Source organism: Algoriphagus aurantiacus (assembly GCF_035156405.1).
Taxonomy (GTDB): domain Bacteria; phylum Bacteroidota; class Bacteroidia; order Cytophagales; family Cyclobacteriaceae; genus Algoriphagus; species Algoriphagus aurantiacus.
The window spans coordinates 23,360-41,716 of record NZ_JAXRUT010000011.1; the positions used below are offsets into that span (position 1 = coordinate 23,360).

Below are 18,357 nucleotides of genomic sequence, written 5' to 3' on the forward strand. Positions count from 1 at the left end.
TTGCCTTCCACTTTCTACCACTATCACCCACATTTTACCACTTTGACTTAAAAGTAGACAAATCTTTATTCCATCCCAATTTTTAGTTGAAAAAATCACGGTTTTTTTTACGGGTATAGTATTGATTAGAAAGAGGTTAGATCTTCCCCAAAATGGGGCAAAACAGTGCGTATTAGCCATTTCTCATTGCGGAATAAGAATATCGTAGCGATTGAGTGAGAGACTTCAAAAGAAAAGTGGGGCAATTTCCCGTATTCTATCTATCAACTACTTTGAAGTGGGGAGATATCCCCCAGGTAATAGAAAGTTAATCAAGTGAAAAGGAAGAATGCCAGCTTCCGTAAGAATACGCATAAAAGTTAACCCCAAAAGTTCATAGGCTAAATTGCTTGAAAATGCATAAAAAAAGCGCTCCCGAATTGAGAGCGCTTTTATCCTTAAAAATTACTTCTGATTATAAACCGTCGATAAATGACTTCACTTCTTCTTTAGATCTTCCAGTTTTCTTCTGGATTTTACCAAGAAGTTCATCCCCTTTTCCCTCGTCATAAGTCAAATCATCGTCAGTCAAATCACCGTACTCTTGTTTCAACTTACCCTTAATTACGTTCCAGTTTCCTTTTACTTTATCTTCAAATGCACTCATGTCTTTTTGGTTTAAGTGGTAATTATTTTAGTTAATTGTATTACTAAATATTCATAATTAATGCCAAGGAAGAGTACCCTTAGAAATCACCCTCAAATCGCAAAAACAACCCTTTTTCTTAGTAAAAGAACACGATTATCACCCTAAAAAAACAACCAAATTGGGGAATCAAATTCGGGAAATGAGGAGAATTAATCCGTTGACTCGATTAAAGTTTGAGGCCGAGTTTCTCAAGGATTTCCTTCGCTTCTTTTTGTTTCAAAAGGCTTAACTTTTACAAGCCACTTTATTCATGATAAAAAAGCAAATTATCTACCTCTAGAATTCGGGGGAACAATCGTTGTATTGAAGAGTTTTGATTATTAAACTTTCTTTAAATGTCTGCTTCTCAACTTTTGATTTTCAACTCCAAAGGAATTTACTGTCCGCAAGCACAGATTTACATTGATCCTTGGAAGCCGGTGAAACAAGCAATTATAACCCATGGACATTCCGATCATTCCAGATTTGGTCACAAAAAATATCTCACACATCACACTAATATCCCCATCATTCGCCATAGACTAGGGGAAATAAATGTTCAGGGAATAGGCTGGAATGAACCTTTTCATATAAACGGAGTCACATTTAGCCTTCATCCTGCCGGACACATCATAGGCTCCTCGCAAGTACGGGTAGAATATAAAGGTGAAGTCTGGGTTTTCACAGGAGACTATAAAACAGAAAATGACGGAGTTTGCACTCCTTATGAATCGATCAAATGCAATACGATGATCACCGAATGCACATTTGGACTTCCTGCTTTCAAGTGGAAAACACAGGCATCTGTCTTCGAAGAAATTAATTCTTGGTGGCAAAGCAATAAATCAGAAGGCAAAACCTCGGTTCTTTTTGGTTACACGTTAGGTAAAGCCCAACGGATTCTCAAACACCTTGATTCTTCAATAGGTGAAATATTCACTCATGGAGCTGTGGAGAATATGACGGAAGTGCTTCGACCACAACTGGAAATGCCTAAAACAACCCTCATAACCAAAGACACTACTGCAAAGGAAATTAGGGGGAACATGGTAGTGGCTCCTCCAAGTGCTCACGGCTCTCCTTGGATGCGGAAATTTGTTCCTTTTGAGACTGGCACCTGTAGTGGCTGGATGGCTTTTCGCGGAGCGAGATCACGCCGTGCTACAGATAAAGGGTTCGTGCTTTCCGATCATTGCGATTGGCAGGGTCTACTGCACAGTATAAAAGCAAGCGAAGCAAGTCGAGTAATCTGCACCCATGGCTACACAGACATATTCAGCAGATACCTCCGGGAAATTGGATATGATGCAAGCATAGAAAACACCGACTACGAGGGTGAAAAAGAAGATTCCTCCATCGTAGAAACTGTACAATCAGTATGAAAAAATTTGCAGAACTGATTGAAAAGCTAGATTCTACCAATAAAACCAACCAAAAGGTGGCTGCTTTGGCTGGATACTTTGCAGAAGCAGACGAACAAGACAAGCTATGGACGATGGCAATTCTATCTCACCGAAGACCGCCACGGCCCGTGAATACCACTTTGCTCCGGCTTTATGCTGCGGAACTTGTTCAGATCCCCCTTTGGCTTTTTGAAGAAAGCTATCATATCGTCGGAGACCTAGCAGAGTCTATAGCACTGGTAGTGTCTAATGATGAGCATACTTGTAAAAAGTCTCTGAGCGAGATTCTCGATGAGCTCGTTTTATTGAAGCCTAAAACGGATCTCGAAAAGAAGGTATATGTGCAGCAAATGTGGATGCAATTGGATTATTATTCCCGTTTTGTGTTTACAAAATTACTGACAGGATCCTTCCGGATCGGTATCAGCCAGAAGTTGATGACCAAAGCTCTTTCACAGGTCACCTTAGTTCCCGAAGATGAACTCGCCTACCGATTGATGGGCAACTGGAGCGCGGACGACAGCACTTTTGAAGAGTTGATTTTTGGAAGAAATGAGCAAGCCTACGTCTCCAAACCTTATCCTTTTTATCTCGCCTACGCTCTTGAAAATGAGGCTAACGAATTAGGAGACGTCTCAGATTGGATAGCTGAGCATAAATGGGATGGCATACGCGGACAGGTTATTTTCCGGAAAAAAGAAATCTTCATCTGGTCTAGAGGAGAAGAACTTGTAACAGAGAAATATCCCGAAATAGCAGGATTGGCGAATGTTCTTCCTGAAGGGACTGTAATCGACGGAGAAATACTGCCGTTTATCGATAGCCAAATCGGACTTTTCAATGATCTTCAAACCCGCATAGGTAGAAAAAATGTAAGTAAAGCTATTCTTACAAAAGTCCCAGTAATCTTCAAAGCCTACGATCTTCTAGAATTTAATGGGCAAGACATAAGAAATCTAAGCTATCAGGAGCGCAGAGTTCTTTTAGAAACGCTAGTCCATCAGGCAAACCATCCAGTTTTACAAATTTCCGATCAAATCAACTTCAACACATGGGAAGAAGTAATAGCTGAGCGGGAATTATCCCGCGAAAAGCGCAGTGAAGGATTGATGCTAAAAAAGAAATCAGCAAGCTATCAGGTAGGTCGAAAAAAAGGAGATTGGTGGAAGTGGAAAATCGACCCACTGACAATTGATGCTGTGCTGACTTATGCGATGCGCGGACATGGTAGAAGAACGAATCTTTTTACCGATTACACTTTTGGTCTCTGGCAACAAAATGAAAATGGGAAAAACGAGCTTGTTACCTTTGCAAAAGCCTATTCAGGGCTTACCGATAAGGAGTTTGCCCAAGTTGACAACATAATCAAACGCACTACCTTAGAACGATTTGGTCCAGTCCGTAGCGTGGAACCAACACTTGTGTTTGAGCTGGCTTTTGAAGGAATTGCTTTTTCCAATCGTCATAAAAGCGGTGTAGCTGTTCGCTTTCCCAGGATATTGCGATGGCGCCAGGACAAGAAAATAGCTGATGCAAATACGCTTGATGATTTGAAGGCATTGATTCCCAAGTGATTTTACGTAAATGCTCAGGACAACTTCAATCTCGCTCATATCAAGTTTTGGTGGAGATATCTCAAAAAAAAGACCTGCCCAACGGACAAGTCTTTTTCAAAGCATCAACACACAATTTTCTTTTCTGATGTACTTTTATTACGACGATGGTTTTATTTGTTGTCGTCTTTTTTCTTTAATTCTTCCTCTAATTTTTTCTGATATTCTTCAATTTTGGCTGCATTCTCTTTTTGCCAAAGTTCCATTTTACGCTGATACTCCTCCATCTTTGGTTGCATCTCTTTTTCCCATGCCTTCATCTTCTCTTCAAATTCTTTCATTTTAGGCTCATTAGAATCTTGCCATACTTTCATTTTGGCTTCGAATTCCTCCACTTTTGGCTCTTGGGTTTTCTGCCATTCCTGCATTTTCATCTCAAATTCCTTCATCTTAGGTTCGAATGCTTTTTGCCATTCAGCCATCTTCTTTTCAAAAGCTTCCATATGGGGCTCATACTCTTTTTGCCATTCAGCGACTTTTTTCTCATAAGCTTCCATTTTTGGCTTCATAGTATTCTCCCACTCTTCCATTTTTGCAGCATACTCTTTGGCTTTTTGCTCCATATCTTTCACCCATTTCTCTTTTTCCGTTTTGGTCATATTGATCGTGTCTTCTGAAGAAAAAGAATTTGTTTCAAAGGCGAAAACCGGTGGAGAAACCATAAAATCCATGGCTGGCATACTTCCCATATCAAAATCCATAGCTGGCATAGACCCCATGTCAAAGTCCATCATCGGAGCCATCTCAAATGTCATTGGTGGTATAGGAGCCATTTCAAAATCCATTACTGGGGCCATTGCTTCAACTGGAAATGGAGGCATAGGAGTAAGTACTAAATCTGGCATATTTTCCAAGACTATGGTTTTGCCATTGTGCTGATATACATATGATCCCTTAGTACTATTCTTTACTATTATTGTATCGCTTTTTGATATAATCGTATCAGCCGACACATTGACATTAGAATTGACATCTAGATTAATGTTAACATTTTCATCAACTTCGACCACGCGATTTAATTCGACCACCGGGTTTACATTGTTGTTAACATTCACCGAAAGCGGTTTAGTTTTTTCTATAGAGACAGGGACGTCCTGCTGTGCGGTGGCCATTAGGCCTGCACTTAATAAGAGTGTTAGTAGCATAGGGATAGAAATAATAGGGTTTTGTGGATAAGTCTGAGCTGGATGGCCCAATATTCTTTTGATTCTCTGAAGGGTAGGGTTTCTTTTTTTCGAGGCAGCCAGTGCCAGTTCAGGTGGATTTTGCTTCGCAAAGTTTAATACTTCTGCCAAGCTATAAGCCAACTCCCGTGGTGAAACTCCAGCTTTCACTGCTACATCATCGGCAGCATTTTCTCTCAATTCTTTGACTGTCTGATTCATCCACCAATAGCAAGGATGATAGAAGAAAAGCACTTCCAGTGCAGACTGAAGTAGATTAGCCAGGTAATCGTTACGCTTCACATGCGCAAGTTCATGTGCAATGATAGCTTCTAACTGTACTGGGGTCAACTGCAAAACTAGGGCAGCCGGGATAAGTATAATAGGTTTGAGATAGCCGAATGTGACAGGAGAAACACCATAAGAAGTAAGTTTAATCTCCACGTTTGAAGATACATTCATCTTTTCCATGAGACGATAAAGCATTTTTTCCAACTGAAAATCCTGAGGATCTGAGGATGATTTTCTAAGCGTCCTGATTTCAGAAAGGCTGTTGAAAAGACGAAACAAAAACAACAAAGCGCCCAGAAACCAGAAGTTAACTAAGAGAGGTAATTGAAGCTCTATCCAGTTTATCAACATTTTGATCAACCCTTCCGCTCCCAGACCCGCCGAGACTTGTACTTCACTTAGTACCATTCCTTCAAATGCTATTCGATCCACTAATGGAGTCGGGCTAAAGCTGGTGATTTCGTAAACAAAGGTAGCTATTGCAAAAAGTAAACTCAGGCCTAAGCCACCCAATGCAAGGTTATATTTGAAGCTAGGACTGCTTTTGTGAAAGACTCTCAGTACTAACCAAAGCACAGCTCCAATCAAAATTAATTGCCAAAGTGAGTGCACGAGTGTCCAGCCTATGGCATAGAGTAAACTTTCGGAAACCCAGTCGTTCAAAAGATTCATTATTTCTTATTTTCTAGTTGGTCTAAAAATGCACGAATTTCATCTAATTCCTCCTTGGAAGGGTTTTCTTCACCCAAAGCTTGGAGTACCAATTTCTGCGCAGAACCACCAAAAGCTGTAGTAACCAGATTTCTTAGTAAAGACTTCTGTGTATCCTTTTGATTGGTGGCTGGGCTGTAGACATGCGTCCGTTGCTCTTCATTTCTGTTGACCATCTGCTTCGCATGCATGTTTTGCATAGTCTTCAGCGTGGTCGTATAGCCAGTATCCTTAGTCTCAGCCAGCCGCTCATGGATCTGACGAACACTTGCCTCTTTCATTTCCCACAATAAGGAAAGTATTTCTAATTCTGATTCTGTCGGCTTACTCATGCGAGGTTATACGATTATTTTCGTAGTAAAGATATACGAAGAGAATCGTAAGTTCAAAACATCTACGAAAATAATCGTATTAAAATATGTTAACAATCTGTTCTACAGACAATTAATCCTATAAAAACACTTCATAAATGTTTTGGATAAGGTATAAAAATAATTGAGAGTAAGTCTTTTCATGGAAAGTAAAGTGTTCGGTTTTAATCTTTGGAAAGGTTTTGAATGGAGATAGATAAGAATTCAAAACAATTTGTAAGAAAATCTTCATAAAGCTCAAACTCGATATGAACTTTCCATTCCCGACATTAGTTGTATAGACATTGAATTTTTCATTATAACCAACTATACCATGAATAACGATCAAGCATTATTAAAACCCATAACACTTACGAGTGGTCTAGAATTAAAGAATAGAGTTTGGATGGCGCCAATGACAAGAAGTCGCGCGGACAATCCACAAAATAAGCCATTTGAGATTCACGAAAAATATTATGCACAACGTGCATCTTCCGGATTAATCATTACAGAAGGTTCCCAAGTGTCCAAACAAGGTGTAGGTTACATCAATACACCGGGAATTTATTCAGTTGCTCAAGTAGAAGGCTGGAAAGGCGTAACCAAAGCGGTACACGACGAGGATGGGAAAATTTTCATTCAACTTTGGCATGTGGGAAGAATTTCTCATCCAGATTTTCATGGAGGAGAGCTTCCCCTAGCTCCATCAGCAATCAATCCAAATGAAAAGTCCTATACCCCAGAGGGCTTCAAAGAAACTGTCACGCCGAAAGAAATGACGCGGGAAGAAATCAAGCAGACTATCCAAGACTTTAAAAATGCAGGGAAAAATGCAATGGAGGCGGGATTTGACGGGGTAGAGATCCATAGCTCCAATGGCTACTTACTTCATCAGTTCTTCAATGCTACCAGTAATACGAGAAGGGATGAATATGGTGGATCCATTGAGAATAGATCAAAAATTCTTTTTGAAATTATAGATGCCCTGAAAGAGGTGATGCCAGAGCAAAAAATTGGATTGAGGCTGAATCCATCGCTTAATGGGGTATTCGGAGTGAAAGCCGATGAAGAGACTATTCCTACTTTTGAATATATCGTCAAGAAGCTGAATGATTACGATTTGGCTTATTTGCACCTTTCGGAGCCATTTACTAACGTTTCAGATATACCTTATTTGGTAAGTAATATAGCCAAGCACTTTAGACCGTTATATAAAGGAACATTGGTCATCAATGCTGGTTTTGACCAAGAAAAAGGAAATATAGTAATCGAAACAGGTGATGCGGATGCAGTTGCCTATGGCTCATTGTACATTTCCAACCCAGATCTAGTAGAGCGATTCGCTGAGGATGCCGAGCTTGCAAGTCCAGATAAAGACACGTTCTATACTCCTGGAGAAAAAGGATACACCGATTACCCAAGCCTTGAAGAAATAAAAGTTGGATAATCACCCTAAGGGCCGGAAATTCCGGCCCTTTCTTTCTTATTTTTAAGCCATGTGTTTAGTCGCTTTTTCCTGGAAATCCCATCCAACATACCCGTTGATCATCAGTGCCAACCGTGATGAGTTTTTCGAGCGCCCTACCCAAGTGATGCACTTATGGGAAACTGGATTTTACGCAGGGAAAGACCTGAGAAGCGGTGGCACATGGTTTGGCATTCATCCCAATGGCAGATGGTCACTATTGACCAACTACAGGGATTTCATCCATCAGCGGGAATCAAAAATCAGTAGAGGAAAGCTTGTACAGGATTTCCTCGAAAGCCAAATCGATCCTCAAGACTACCTTAAAGGAATTGAACAGAATAAAGAACTTTATGATGGTTTTAATCTGCTGGTATCAGATGGAAATCAACTTTTTTACTACAGCAACTTTGGAGAAAGCGTCAGAGAAATTCAACCTGGAATATATGGCTTGAGCAACGGACTGATTGATGACCCATGGCCTAAATCGCAGCTTGCCAAGCTACAGTTAGAACAATTGATTACTCAGAGTTTTGATGAAGATAATTTGTTGGAGATTCTAAAATCTACCGAAACTGCAGATCCGGAACTCCTCCCTCTTACGGGTATGGCACCTGAATTGGAGAGCGCTCTTTCCTCCCAGCTAATTAGAATTAACGAAAATTACGGCACTGTTTCTTCCACAGCTGTGTTACAGCACAAATCTGGATTTACTAAACTTAAAGAGCGGACTTTTGAGTGGGATTACCACAGATTTGAAGACCGTGAATTTCAGTTTCAGTTGGAAAAACCTATTTAACGCAAATGACGAAGATATACGAAATGCTGATCATCGGTGGAGGCCCCATTGGTCTGGCTTGTGGTGTAGAAGCAAAAAAAGCAGGGTTGGACTACTTAATTATTGAAAAAGGGGCGCTCACAAATTCTATTTTTAATTACCCCATTAATATGACTTTTTTCTCTACCTCAGATAGGCTGGAGATGGCGGGAATTCCTTTTATGTCCATTGGAAATAAACCCAATCGCACTGAAGCACTGGAATATTACCGCAGGATTTTCTCCCACTTTGATCTTCATGTCAAGCTGTATGAAGCAGTGAAGACCGTAGAAAAAAAAGAAGCACTTTTCCAAGTTACCACATCCAAGGGAATGTACCTGGCAAAGAATATCGTTATGGCAACGGGCTTTTATGATTTGCCGAATCTGATGAATATTCCCGGCGAGGATTTGCCGAAGGTGCATCACTACTACAAAGAACCTTGGCCATTTATCAACCAAAAAATTGTGGTAGTAGGTGGAGCAAATTCTGCCGTGGATGCTGCTTTGGAGACTTGGCGCAAAGGAGCAGAAGTAAGCATGGTTTTACTCGACGATGAAGTGGATCAGGCTGTGAAATACTGGGTGCGCCCAGACATTGTCAACCGCATCAAAGAGGGGTCTATCAAGGCTTTTACCAAATCAAAACTCAAGGAAATCCGCGAACACGAAGTTGTGATCGCCACTCCTGAGGGGGATGTTACCATAGAAAATGACTTCGTCCTCGCTATGACAGGATACAAACCAAACTTTGGGTTATTGAATCAGCTGGGGGTAAAACTTAGTGAAGACGAGAAATGCCAACCGCAGTACAATGAGCTAAGCCACGAATCAAATGTGCCTGGAGTTTATCTGGCAGGAGTGGTTTGCGGAGGATTAAATACCCGGGAATTCTTTATCGAAAACAGTGTGGTGCACGCTGAAACAATTGTGAAGGATATTGCTGAGAAGTTGAAAAGGAAGTGATCATACCAATGAATTTGTCTTTCTAAAATAAAATTGGGAGTAAAAGGTTGTGAGTAGTAAGTTGTGAAACTTGTTAATCAATTGTATTTCAGACAAAGCTGAGAACTTGAATTGAAAAGAGCCTGACCAAATGACTTTGATTAGTCTCTTATATTTTATAAGATAGATAACCTCCTATTCTTTAATCTCTATCACCTTAAACTCAGTTCTTCTATTAATCTGATGTTCTTCTTCGGTAGATGCATTTTCTATGATCAACTGACTTTCACCGTATCCTTTGGCGACAAGCCTATCTGAGGCTATACCTTGAGAAACAATGTAATCAACTGCGGATTGTGCCCTTCGCTGAGACAAATCTTGATTATAGGCATCAGATGATCTGTCATCGGTATGAGAGCTTAGCTCAATTCTGATAGCTGGGTTATCCTTGAGGACCTGAACTAATTTATCCAGTTCTACCGCAGCATCAGCTCTGATCTCAGCTTTGTCCAAATCGTAATAGATATTCTCAAGCACAATAGAGCGATCCAGAACTAGCTGATCCAATACAATCGTGGTGTCCAAGGTAATATTGGTTACATCTTGAATAAGCGTAGAGACATCAGGAGTCTTTCCTTTGGTGGTATAAGGAATAGACTTAGAGAAGTAGCCACTCTTAGATGCGATAATTGTAAAGTCAGCGTCAGGAGTCAGCGTAAAACGAACTCGACCATTTGTGTTGGAAAAATCACCGCCTGATTGTTTATTAAGACTATCGTACAACACAACTCTCGCTTGCTCCAACACTGCATCATCCTCGCCTGCTACGCGTTGTGTGGTAAATACATTGAGCAGGACGTTAATGATTTTTGGTTTAGGAGTTTTGTCCTCAAAAAAATAAATGTCATCATCACCTACACCCCCTTCACGGTTGGATGAGATGAAACCTGCTTTAGGATATTCTGTGAAGAAAAGGGAAAAATCATCATTTGTACTGTTGAAATTTTCTCCAAGATTTTTGATTACCTGATTACCCGATTCATCTTTTTCAGCTACGAAAAGGTCCAGCTTTCCATAACCTGGATGTCCGTCAGATGAAAAGAAGAATTTGCCATCACCCATTGGTCTTGGGAAAAGCTCATTTCCAGGAGTATTAATATTCGGACCTAGATTGACAGGATTACCAAAATCTCCATTTGCCAATTTGGTTGCTTTATAAAGGTCTATTCCACCAAACCCTCCCGGTCTGTTGGAAGAAAAGTATAATTCTGCTCCATCTGCTGAGAAAGCAGGAGTAGAATTCCACCAGGTTTCGTCTTCATTCACCGGCATCCAAATCGGCTGGGTAAATCCACCTCCTCTAAAGTAAGACACAAAAAGCGCTGTTTCAGGTAGATCTCTATCTGACGTAGAATTCCCTCTTGCGTAGATGATTGTATTGCCATCTGGACTGATTGCAATAGCGGCCTGATTTAGCCCCTCTTCATTTTTGAATTCTGGAAGAGCCTGAGCCCCACTCACATCAACCCGAAGTCCGTCTGCTCTTGCCCGGAATAATTTAGTGTAAGGTGAGCCATCTGCAGGATAAAGCCCACTTGCCTGACGCCCTGAAGTGAAATAAAGAAAGTCTTCATTGACTACAGGAGCATAGTCAGGGCCGGCCGTATTGAGATCTTTATAGTTGACCAAAACATGATATGGCCAATAATCTTCAATTCCCTGAGCTAATTTAATTGCCTCTAACTGACGCTGCGTCTCTGCCAGATAGGTTTCATCTTGAGTCAAACCTTTTGCTTTTTCGAAAGCTTCCTTTGCCTCTTCGTCTTTATCCTGTGCTTTCAAACTCAGGCCTAACCGATAATAACTTTCAAAAGTAGGCTCTTCCTCGACCAACTTCTGATAATAAGGACCTGCATCTTCTATTCTATTCGAAAGTCGATAGCTCTCTGCGATGACCTGATTTGCCTCTTTATTTTCAGGATCATCTGTTAAGATCTGAGAAAAAGAATTGATGGCATATTGGTACTGACCGGAAAGAAACTGTTCATTTCCTTTTTCCTGAAGGCTCTTGCATGAGCTTACTCCGAAGAGAAGTAAAGCACAAATCCAAAAAAAATGGTTTTTCATCTGAAAGGGCGATTGATGATCTATTCTGAATATTACTAAATTAATTTGGAAAGTATCTGTTCAGCCAGCTATTCCCTGCCAAAATCCATACACTTTCCAAGTCTTTTTTGCTTTGCACCTGTGGATTGATCACGAGTGTTTGCGAATTGATCTCTCCAGAAGTGACTTTTGATTTGATCCCCAAAGCAGAAGCTACGCTGATTTCACCCGAATCGGATTTAAATGTCACTTTGCCTTGATCCGTAATGTTGTTTTCTATTTCATTTTCCAGCTCACGCAAAGTCCTGACCGAACTATCAATAGAGCAACCACTCGCGCCCAAGCCGGACTCATCCGCTGCCAAGACCACGATATGATTATCTAGGATCTGAAATGATGTTGGCATTCTATTGCCATGCGTATTCCAGCCATCGCAAAAGATGGATAGCCTGGAGGCAATTAATTCTTGTTCCTGCTCAGAAAATTGTCGCGTGGCTTGGTAAACCCAAACCCGTGAATCTTCCGGCATATCTTTAAACTTAACGTACATATATATAGTATTACTAAATGCCAAAGAAAAACCCTTTCTACCTAACGGCAAAAAGGGTCAAATTGATTCATACAAAAAACTTAAATCCCCATGTCTTTGGCGATCATTTCTGCCAGATCATATACTTTCACTTCAGCTTCTTTCTCCTTATTCTTCACTCCATCTGTCATCATGGTAAGGCAGAAAGGACATCCTACAGCAATTGTGCTGGCTCCAGTGGCCAAGGCTTCCTCAGTGCGCTCCACGTTTATATCTTTTTTGCCCGGCTCAGGTTCTTTGAACATCTGCGCTCCGCCGGCTCCACAACAAAGTCCTTTAGTCTTGCAACGCTTCATCTCCACCAGTTCTACATCTAAGGCTTTGATAACATCTCTCGGCGCTTCATACACATTGTTTGCTCTGCCTAGAAAGCAGGAATCGTGAAAAGTGATCTTCTTCCCTTTGAATTCTCCGCCTCCTTTCAGTGCTACTTTACCGTCATTGATCAACTGCTGTAGAAACTGAGAGTGGTGAATCACTTCGTAATTACCGCCCAAAGCCGGGTACTCATTTTTAATGGTATTGAAACAATGTGGACATGCGGTGACTACCTTTTTGATGTTGTATCCATTCATCACCTGGATATTTGCCACCGCCTGCATCTGGAAAAGAAATTCATTCCCTGCACGTCTTGCAGGATCTCCGGTACAGGCTTCTTCGGGGCCAAGGACAGCGAAGCTAACACCCACCTTATTCAGGATTTTCACAAAAGCCTGAGTCACGGCTTTGTACCGATCATCAAATGATCCAGCACAGCCCACCCAGAATAGTACTTCTGGACTTTCTCCTTTGCCGGCCATCTCGGCCATAATTGGTACTTTATATGTTGACATAATCTAGAATTACGATTTAGGATATTGTATTTACGAGGCCATTCTCATGATTGATTCCTGACCTACAACCTCAAATTCTTTTTAAGCATTTCACTTATTAAAAGCACTTACCTACTGAAACTGATAACTGAGACTGAACACTGGCAACTGCTCATTTCATTTCCTCATCTTTCACTTTCTCTGCCCAATTAAATCGATCAGCGGGGCTGAATTTCCAAGGAGCAAAGCTGGTTTCCATATTTTGGAACATTGCATTCCACTGCGCTGGCGTTCCGGATTCTTCCATGGCCACATAGCGTCTCATTTCCAGAATGATGGCAAGTGGATCAATATTCACAGGACAAGCTTCCACACAAGCATTGCAGCTGGTACATGCATTCAATTCTTCTTTGGTGATGTAATCACCCAAAAGTGATTTCCCATCCTCTAACCCTTTGCCACCTGTGTCCAAGCTCTTACCAACTTCCTCAGCCCGGTCTCGCACATCCATCATAATCTTGCGTGGAGATAGCTTTTTCCCCGTCAAGTTTGCAGGACATTCAGCCGTACACCTTCCACATTCCGTACAGGAATAGGCATTCAATACATTGATCCAGCTCAAATCATTAATGTCTTTGGCACCAAATCTTCCGATTTCAGCCGGAGGATCAGCTGGCGTATCCGTCGGGATTCCAAGCATCATATTCACCTCATTGGTTACGGCAGGCATATTTTCCATTTCTCCCTTTGGCTTCAATCTGGTGTACCAAGTATTGGGGAAGGCAAGAAAAATATGTAAATGCTTAGAATAGGTCACATAAATGGCGAATGCTAAAATCCCGACAATATGGAACCACCACGCTGCTCTCTCTACGAAAACTAGAAACTCAGAACTAAACCCTTCAAAAAGAGGCTTCAATAATCCGCTAAAAAACAAACTCCCTACGGGGATATACTGCCCAACACCCCTTGAGGCCAAAACCTGATCGGCTGTATTCATCTTCAGAATAGCTATCATCAGAACTATTTCAATAATAAGAATAATGTTAGCATCCAATGCTGGCCACCCTCTGAGGTCAGGGTTGATTAAGCGGGGCACTTTGAAGATATTCCTTCTGATCAGAAAGATGATACAGGAGACAAGTACGGCTACAGCTAGGAATTCAAAAATATTCATAGCTATAGTATAAGCGGATCCTAAAAAAGGCGCAAAAATCCGATGTGTCCCTACCATACCATCCAAGACAAATTCCAATACTTCAAGGTTGATCACTAAGAAGCCAACATATACGAAGAAGTGAAGAAAAGCAGGGATGAATCTCTTAAACATCTTTTGCTGACCGAAAGCCACCAAAAGCATCGTCTTCCATCGCCTCCCTGGCTGATCATTTCTTATCTCTGCTTTGCCTAGAAGAATGTTTCTGCGCAGGAATTTGACTCGTTTGATCAAAAAGAAGCTAGCAACGCCCAAAATGATCAAAAATATAAGTTGTGGTAAAAAGCTCATAGTGACGATATTAGCGTGTTTCTTGGGTTTTGGTCCATATTTTTTTTCTAAAATGACTTGCTTCAAATACTCAAATACCTACCTTTGCATCACTTTACAAACAAGGTGATATAGCTCAGTTGGTAGAGCATCGGACTGAAAATCCGTGAGTCGGTGGTTCGAGTCCACTTATCACCACCAGCCCTGAAGAAATTCAGGGCTTTTTTTATGCGCTTTTTCAACCACAAAGAGCACAAAGATTTCGCAGAGGACACAGCTTCATGTTCTGAACAGAAAATCGGAACAGTTGCCCCTCTTTTTATCTCATATGTATAACCCCTACTCATTATTTTTTCAATTGCTTTTTCATTAGATATTGAATCATTTTTTGGATGCCTGATAGGCAAATTAATAAATAGTAGGCATGCATACTATTTCCATCTCTAATTTAGAAGCAATTTAGTATAGCTAACCCGCCCAGCCAACCTATAAATTGTTGAGCTTCTTTAGCTCTCCTTTTTTTCAGTAAGTTTAAAAACTTTTACTTTTTTTCTTCACAACTGTAACATTCGCCATTTCCATGCATTACCGTATTAAATGAAGTCATTTTTTGAAGCACATATCTGGCCGCAAAGAGGCAGGCTCTACAGGCTGGGTTATCTCTGGGTGAGGGATCGATCTCTCACTGAAGATATGCTTCAAAATGTCTTCGAGAAATCCTTCGAAAGGGAGGATGAGCTGCGGAATCATCCAAATCTTGCTGGTTGGCTGGTCAAAAGTCTGAAAAATGAAGTCTTGATCCACTTTCGACAGACCAAGAGACTGGATTCTCTTGATGGACTGGAAGAATTGAAAATGGAAGAATCTGCTTCGGAGGACACAAAGGATTCGGTTCGACAGGTGATGAATCTTGTGAAAGGGTTGCCTTTGCGACAGCAGGAGATCTTCCATCTGAGAGAAGTGGAAGGATTGAGTTACGAGGAAATAACCGAGCACCTAGATATAAGTCTGGAGCAAGTGAAAGTCAACCTACACCGAGCCAGAAAAAGCATTCGAGAGCGGATGCTCAACCAAAAATCAACCAAATGAATCAGCGAATAGACGAATTACTCGAAAAGTACTGGGAAGCCGAGAGTAGCCTGGCAGAAGAGCAAGAACTGAAGCGCTTACTTCAGAATGCTGAGGGTTATGAGGATGAGAAAGCCTTGTTTATTGCTTTGAGTGATTTTACTGCTGAAGAGCCTAATCTCAAAATGCCAACTAAGACCGTCTCGATCAAATCCAGAAATCGGATGAGCTGGGCAGCATCAGTGGCAATCCTTGTCGGATCTGTCTGGGGATGGACAGTATATGAGCAAAAACAAGCTGAGCAACATGCATACATGGAAGTGATGCAGGCCTTTGCGCTGATACAGACAAATCTCTCCAAGGGACAAGAGGAAATGAATGTGATGAATGATTTAAAATACCTGAATACGACCAACCAATTATTTGGCAACCATATAATTAAATAAGCCATGAAAAAATTTCTAATAATTCCGCTTTTGCTATTCGCCTTTGTCATAAAGGCGCAAGCTCAGGATGATGCTATTCAGCGCTTTTTCTCCAAATACATGGAAGATGATCGATTTTCTAGGGTATACATCAGCCCGAAGATGATGCAGATGGCTGGAGGTTTTCTGAAAAGCAATGCAGCTACAGATAAGGATTCAGAGGATCTCGGCGTATTGATCCAGAAAGTGAAGGGTATTCGGATTCTTTCCTCAGACGAGGTGGACGGATTGACATTCTATAAGGAAGCAATGGGTACGCTTACCAGAAATAAATATGAGGACCTGATGATTGTGGAAGACAAAGGAAGCAGCCTGAAGTTTATGGTTCGTGAAGAAGGAGGTCTCGTCAAAGAACTCATGATGATTTCAGGGGAAAAAGGTGATTTCACTTTACTATCTATGTTGGGCAATTTCACTTATGAAGATTTGAACCTCCTTGCGGAGAAGACTGATATTCCGGGGATGGAGCACTATAGAAAACAAAATAAATAAGGATAAATCATGAGCCTTTCCCCCTTATTCATCGCTGCAGTATTTTTTCTTTTGAACCACAACTCTTTAGCTATAAAGGATAATGATTATAAGGAAGAGGTAATAAGCTATCTCAAAAGTGAGATGGATAAAAAAAAGATACCCGGATTGCAGGTTGCTGTTATAAGGAATAATGAGATTATTTTATCTGAATCGTTAGGTTTGGCAAACGTCCCTTTTGCTGCGGAAGTAACTAATGAATCACTATTTTCCATTAATTCAATTGCTAAAGTATTTACTTCAACTGCTATTTTTCAATTGGTAGAGCGAAATGAAATCCAGATTTCAGAACCTATATCCCGCTATCTAAGTGGACTGCCAGAAGAGTGGAGCCCTATTACCATTGCGCAGTTACTAAGCCATACTTCTGGTCTTCCTGACATTGAAGATCCGATAAGTGGAGACCTACTAGGAGCCAAAGGTGAGGATTTAGCTTGGAAGAAGGTTCAGCAAATACCCCTGCAATTTCAGGCAGGTGAAGAGTTCAGCTATAATGCCACCAATTATTTGCTGCTACAAAAGCTGATTGAAAAATATAGCACGGATGGTTTTGAAGATTTTATTAAGAAAAACCAGTTTGATGTTGCTGAGATGAACAGAACAATTTATGAAGACTCATTCACTGTAAGAGAGAACAAAAGTCCCACCTATTGCTATTACTACCTCGACAAAGTTTCCGGGGAATACATTGAAGGCGAGCAATTGCTGGAAGTGAACGAAGAGTTTCCTGACATGCTAAAAGCTGACTCGGGAGTTTTTAGCACAGCTGAAGATATGGCAAAGTGGATTCTAAGTCTGCAAGGGCATAAGTTCCTGAAAAAAAAGGAAAGCATAGCTCAAATGTGGAACCCCATCAAACTAAGCAATGGAGAATATGGGGGTTTTGGCGGTGATTTGAACGCCTATGCGCTTGGCTGGCCGGTAATCCATAGAAATAAACATCCTGCCTTAGCTCCTATCGGCGGAGGAAGAGCATCATTTATCATTTACCCAAAGGATGATCTGGCAATTATTTTATTTACAAATTTATCCGGGAGTGACCCGGTGGCTATGATTGAGAAGATAGCTACATACTATTTATAACAAAGATTTTAAAACTAATCCTTATTACCATGAAAAAGCTAATTCTAACCTTCGCACTAATTGCCTCAGTGATGGCAGTGCAAGCACAAAGCAAAAGCGTCAAAGCGCTCTACGAAAAATATAAAAGCGATGATGACTTCTTCCATATGGAGTTGGGAGGGAATTTTATGAACTTTGCCAATGGCTTCAAAATCGATATCGATGAAAATGATATGGCGACTGTGGCGAAGTCTATTGAAAAACTAATCTTCTTCACCCTACCTGACCATGTAGATGATGCAAGACTGGAATACAAAGCATTGCAAAAAGGACTAGAGAAAGAACGATATGATTTACTTATGGAAGCTTCTGAAGGAAAAAAAGGAGGAGTGATGGTTTACTCGAAAGGAGGCAATACGATTTCGGATTTAGTGGTGCTGGTTGGAGGTGATGATGGTGATCTGATGGTAGTGGAATTGAAGGGTACATTTGACCAGGAATTGGTAGCAAAAGCAACAAATTATAAGGGCAAAAATTAAACTGCCGATAAATTCGCTAAATACCCGAGATCCATTTTTCGCAAGAATTCAATAAATAGGTTTAGAAAATTCATTCTAGACCTGTTTTTTTTGTCCCCATTAAAATAATAGGGTGAAAACAGCATACGATTAATGGCAAAAAGGAAGTGATATTTATGATTTTGGTTTGATTTTAACTCTTTAAAAAAAATATTTTTAAAATATTTGAAATTTTTTTTCACAAAATTTCCATTGGAAATCTATAGAAATACTTTA

Annotated in this window: 17 protein-coding genes and 1 tRNA gene; 11 read left to right on the forward strand and 7 right to left on the reverse strand. The window is 40.7% G+C overall.

Annotated features, from left to right (window positions below; all coding sequences use genetic code 11):
- Positions 1–454: 454 nt before the first annotated feature.
- Positions 455–646 carry a CsbD family protein gene (locus SYJ56_RS12285; RefSeq protein ID WP_323834467.1) on the reverse strand — a complete coding sequence of 64 codons (192 nt, stop codon included), beginning with the start codon at positions 644–646 and terminating at the stop codon, positions 455–457.
- A 377-nt stretch (positions 647–1,023) separates the two neighbouring features.
- Between SYJ56_RS12285 and SYJ56_RS12290 the strand changes: the two genes are divergently transcribed.
- Together SYJ56_RS12290 and SYJ56_RS12295 are read left to right on the forward strand one after the other, a co-directional pair.
- Positions 1,024–2,049, forward strand: a complete 1,026-nt coding sequence (locus SYJ56_RS12290) for a ligase-associated DNA damage response exonuclease (RefSeq protein WP_323834469.1) — start codon at positions 1,024–1,026, stop codon at positions 2,047–2,049.
- On the forward strand, positions 2,046–3,644 hold the full coding sequence (locus tag SYJ56_RS12295) for an ATP-dependent DNA ligase (protein WP_323834471.1): 1,599 nt from the start codon (positions 2,046–2,048) through the stop codon (positions 3,642–3,644). Before SYJ56_RS12290 ends, SYJ56_RS12295 begins: the two co-directional genes overlap by 4 nt.
- A 152-nt stretch (positions 3,645–3,796) precedes the next feature.
- Here the strand turns inward: SYJ56_RS12295 and SYJ56_RS12300 are convergent, their stop codons facing one another.
- Together SYJ56_RS12300 and SYJ56_RS12305 are read right to left on the reverse strand one after the other, a co-directional pair.
- The gene (locus SYJ56_RS12300) at positions 3,797–5,809 is read right to left on the reverse strand and encodes a M56 family metallopeptidase (protein ID WP_323834472.1); all 2,013 of its coding nucleotides are present in this window, start codon (positions 5,807–5,809) and stop codon (positions 3,797–3,799) included.
- Positions 5,809–6,180, reverse strand: coding sequence for a BlaI/MecI/CopY family transcriptional regulator (locus tag SYJ56_RS12305; protein ID WP_323834473.1), 372 nt, complete (start codon positions 6,178–6,180; stop codon positions 5,809–5,811). Before SYJ56_RS12305 ends, SYJ56_RS12300 begins: the two co-directional genes overlap by 1 nt.
- A gap of 352 nt (positions 6,181–6,532) precedes the next feature.
- Between SYJ56_RS12305 and SYJ56_RS12310 the strand changes: the two genes are divergently transcribed.
- The 3 genes from SYJ56_RS12310 to SYJ56_RS12320 are packed head-to-tail and all read left to right on the forward strand — an operon-like array spanning position 6,533 to position 9,445.
- Entirely contained in the window at positions 6,533–7,645 is a 1,113-nt protein-coding gene (locus tag SYJ56_RS12310) for an alkene reductase (protein WP_323834474.1), read from the forward strand.
- A gap of 49 nt (positions 7,646–7,694) precedes the next feature.
- Entirely contained in the window at positions 7,695–8,462 is a 768-nt protein-coding gene (locus tag SYJ56_RS12315; protein WP_323834476.1) for an NRDE family protein, read from the forward strand.
- A 5-nt stretch (positions 8,463–8,467) separates the two neighbouring features.
- Positions 8,468–9,445, forward strand: coding sequence for a YpdA family putative bacillithiol disulfide reductase (locus tag SYJ56_RS12320; RefSeq protein WP_323834478.1), 978 nt, complete (start codon positions 8,468–8,470; stop codon positions 9,443–9,445).
- A 174-nt stretch (positions 9,446–9,619) separates the two neighbouring features.
- Here SYJ56_RS12320 and SYJ56_RS12325 read toward each other — a convergent pair whose 3' ends face one another.
- The 4 genes from SYJ56_RS12325 to SYJ56_RS12340 all read right to left on the reverse strand — a co-directional run bounded on the left by SYJ56_RS12325 (position 9,620) and on the right by SYJ56_RS12340 (position 14,438).
- On the reverse strand, positions 9,620–11,551 hold the full coding sequence (locus SYJ56_RS12325; RefSeq protein ID WP_323834480.1) for a CHU_0125 family OmpA-like outer membrane integrity protein: 1,932 nt from the start codon (positions 11,549–11,551) through the stop codon (positions 9,620–9,622).
- Between the two features lie 40 nt (positions 11,552–11,591).
- On the reverse strand, positions 11,592–12,080 hold the full coding sequence (locus SYJ56_RS12330; protein ID WP_323834482.1) for a hypothetical protein: 489 nt from the start codon (positions 12,078–12,080) through the stop codon (positions 11,592–11,594).
- An 80-nt stretch (positions 12,081–12,160) separates the two neighbouring features.
- Complete coding sequence (locus tag SYJ56_RS12335; RefSeq protein ID WP_323834484.1) at positions 12,161–12,952, reverse strand: (Fe-S)-binding protein; 792 nt, start codon at positions 12,950–12,952, stop codon at positions 12,161–12,163.
- Between the two features lie 151 nt (positions 12,953–13,103).
- Complete coding sequence (locus tag SYJ56_RS12340) at positions 13,104–14,438, reverse strand: 4Fe-4S dicluster domain-containing protein (protein WP_323834486.1); 1,335 nt, start codon at positions 14,436–14,438, stop codon at positions 13,104–13,106.
- A gap of 104 nt (positions 14,439–14,542) precedes the next feature.
- On the opposite strand from SYJ56_RS12340, the gene SYJ56_RS12345 reads away from it, so the two are divergent.
- The 6 genes from SYJ56_RS12345 to SYJ56_RS12370 all read left to right on the forward strand — a co-directional run bounded on the left by SYJ56_RS12345 (position 14,543) and on the right by SYJ56_RS12370 (position 18,102).
- Positions 14,543–14,618 (forward strand) — tRNA-Phe (locus SYJ56_RS12345).
- A 396-nt stretch (positions 14,619–15,014) separates the two neighbouring features.
- Positions 15,015–15,506, forward strand: coding sequence for an RNA polymerase sigma factor (locus SYJ56_RS12350; protein ID WP_323834488.1), 492 nt, complete (start codon positions 15,015–15,017; stop codon positions 15,504–15,506).
- Positions 15,503–15,931, forward strand: coding sequence for a hypothetical protein (locus tag SYJ56_RS12355; RefSeq protein WP_323834490.1), 429 nt, complete (start codon positions 15,503–15,505; stop codon positions 15,929–15,931). Before SYJ56_RS12350 ends, SYJ56_RS12355 begins: the two co-directional genes overlap by 4 nt.
- A gap of 3 nt (positions 15,932–15,934) precedes the next feature.
- Positions 15,935–16,462: a DUF4252 domain-containing protein gene (locus tag SYJ56_RS12360; RefSeq protein ID WP_323834492.1), complete on the forward strand. Its 528-nt coding sequence runs from the start codon at positions 15,935–15,937 to the stop codon at positions 16,460–16,462.
- Positions 16,463–16,471: 9 nt separating this feature from the next.
- A complete protein-coding gene (locus SYJ56_RS12365; protein ID WP_323834494.1) occupies positions 16,472–17,584 on the forward strand; it encodes a serine hydrolase domain-containing protein in 1,113 nt (370 codons plus the stop codon).
- Positions 17,585–17,613: 29 nt separating this feature from the next.
- Complete coding sequence (locus SYJ56_RS12370) at positions 17,614–18,102, forward strand: DUF4252 domain-containing protein (protein WP_323834496.1); 489 nt, start codon at positions 17,614–17,616, stop codon at positions 18,100–18,102.
- Positions 18,103–18,357 lie beyond the last annotated feature (255 nt).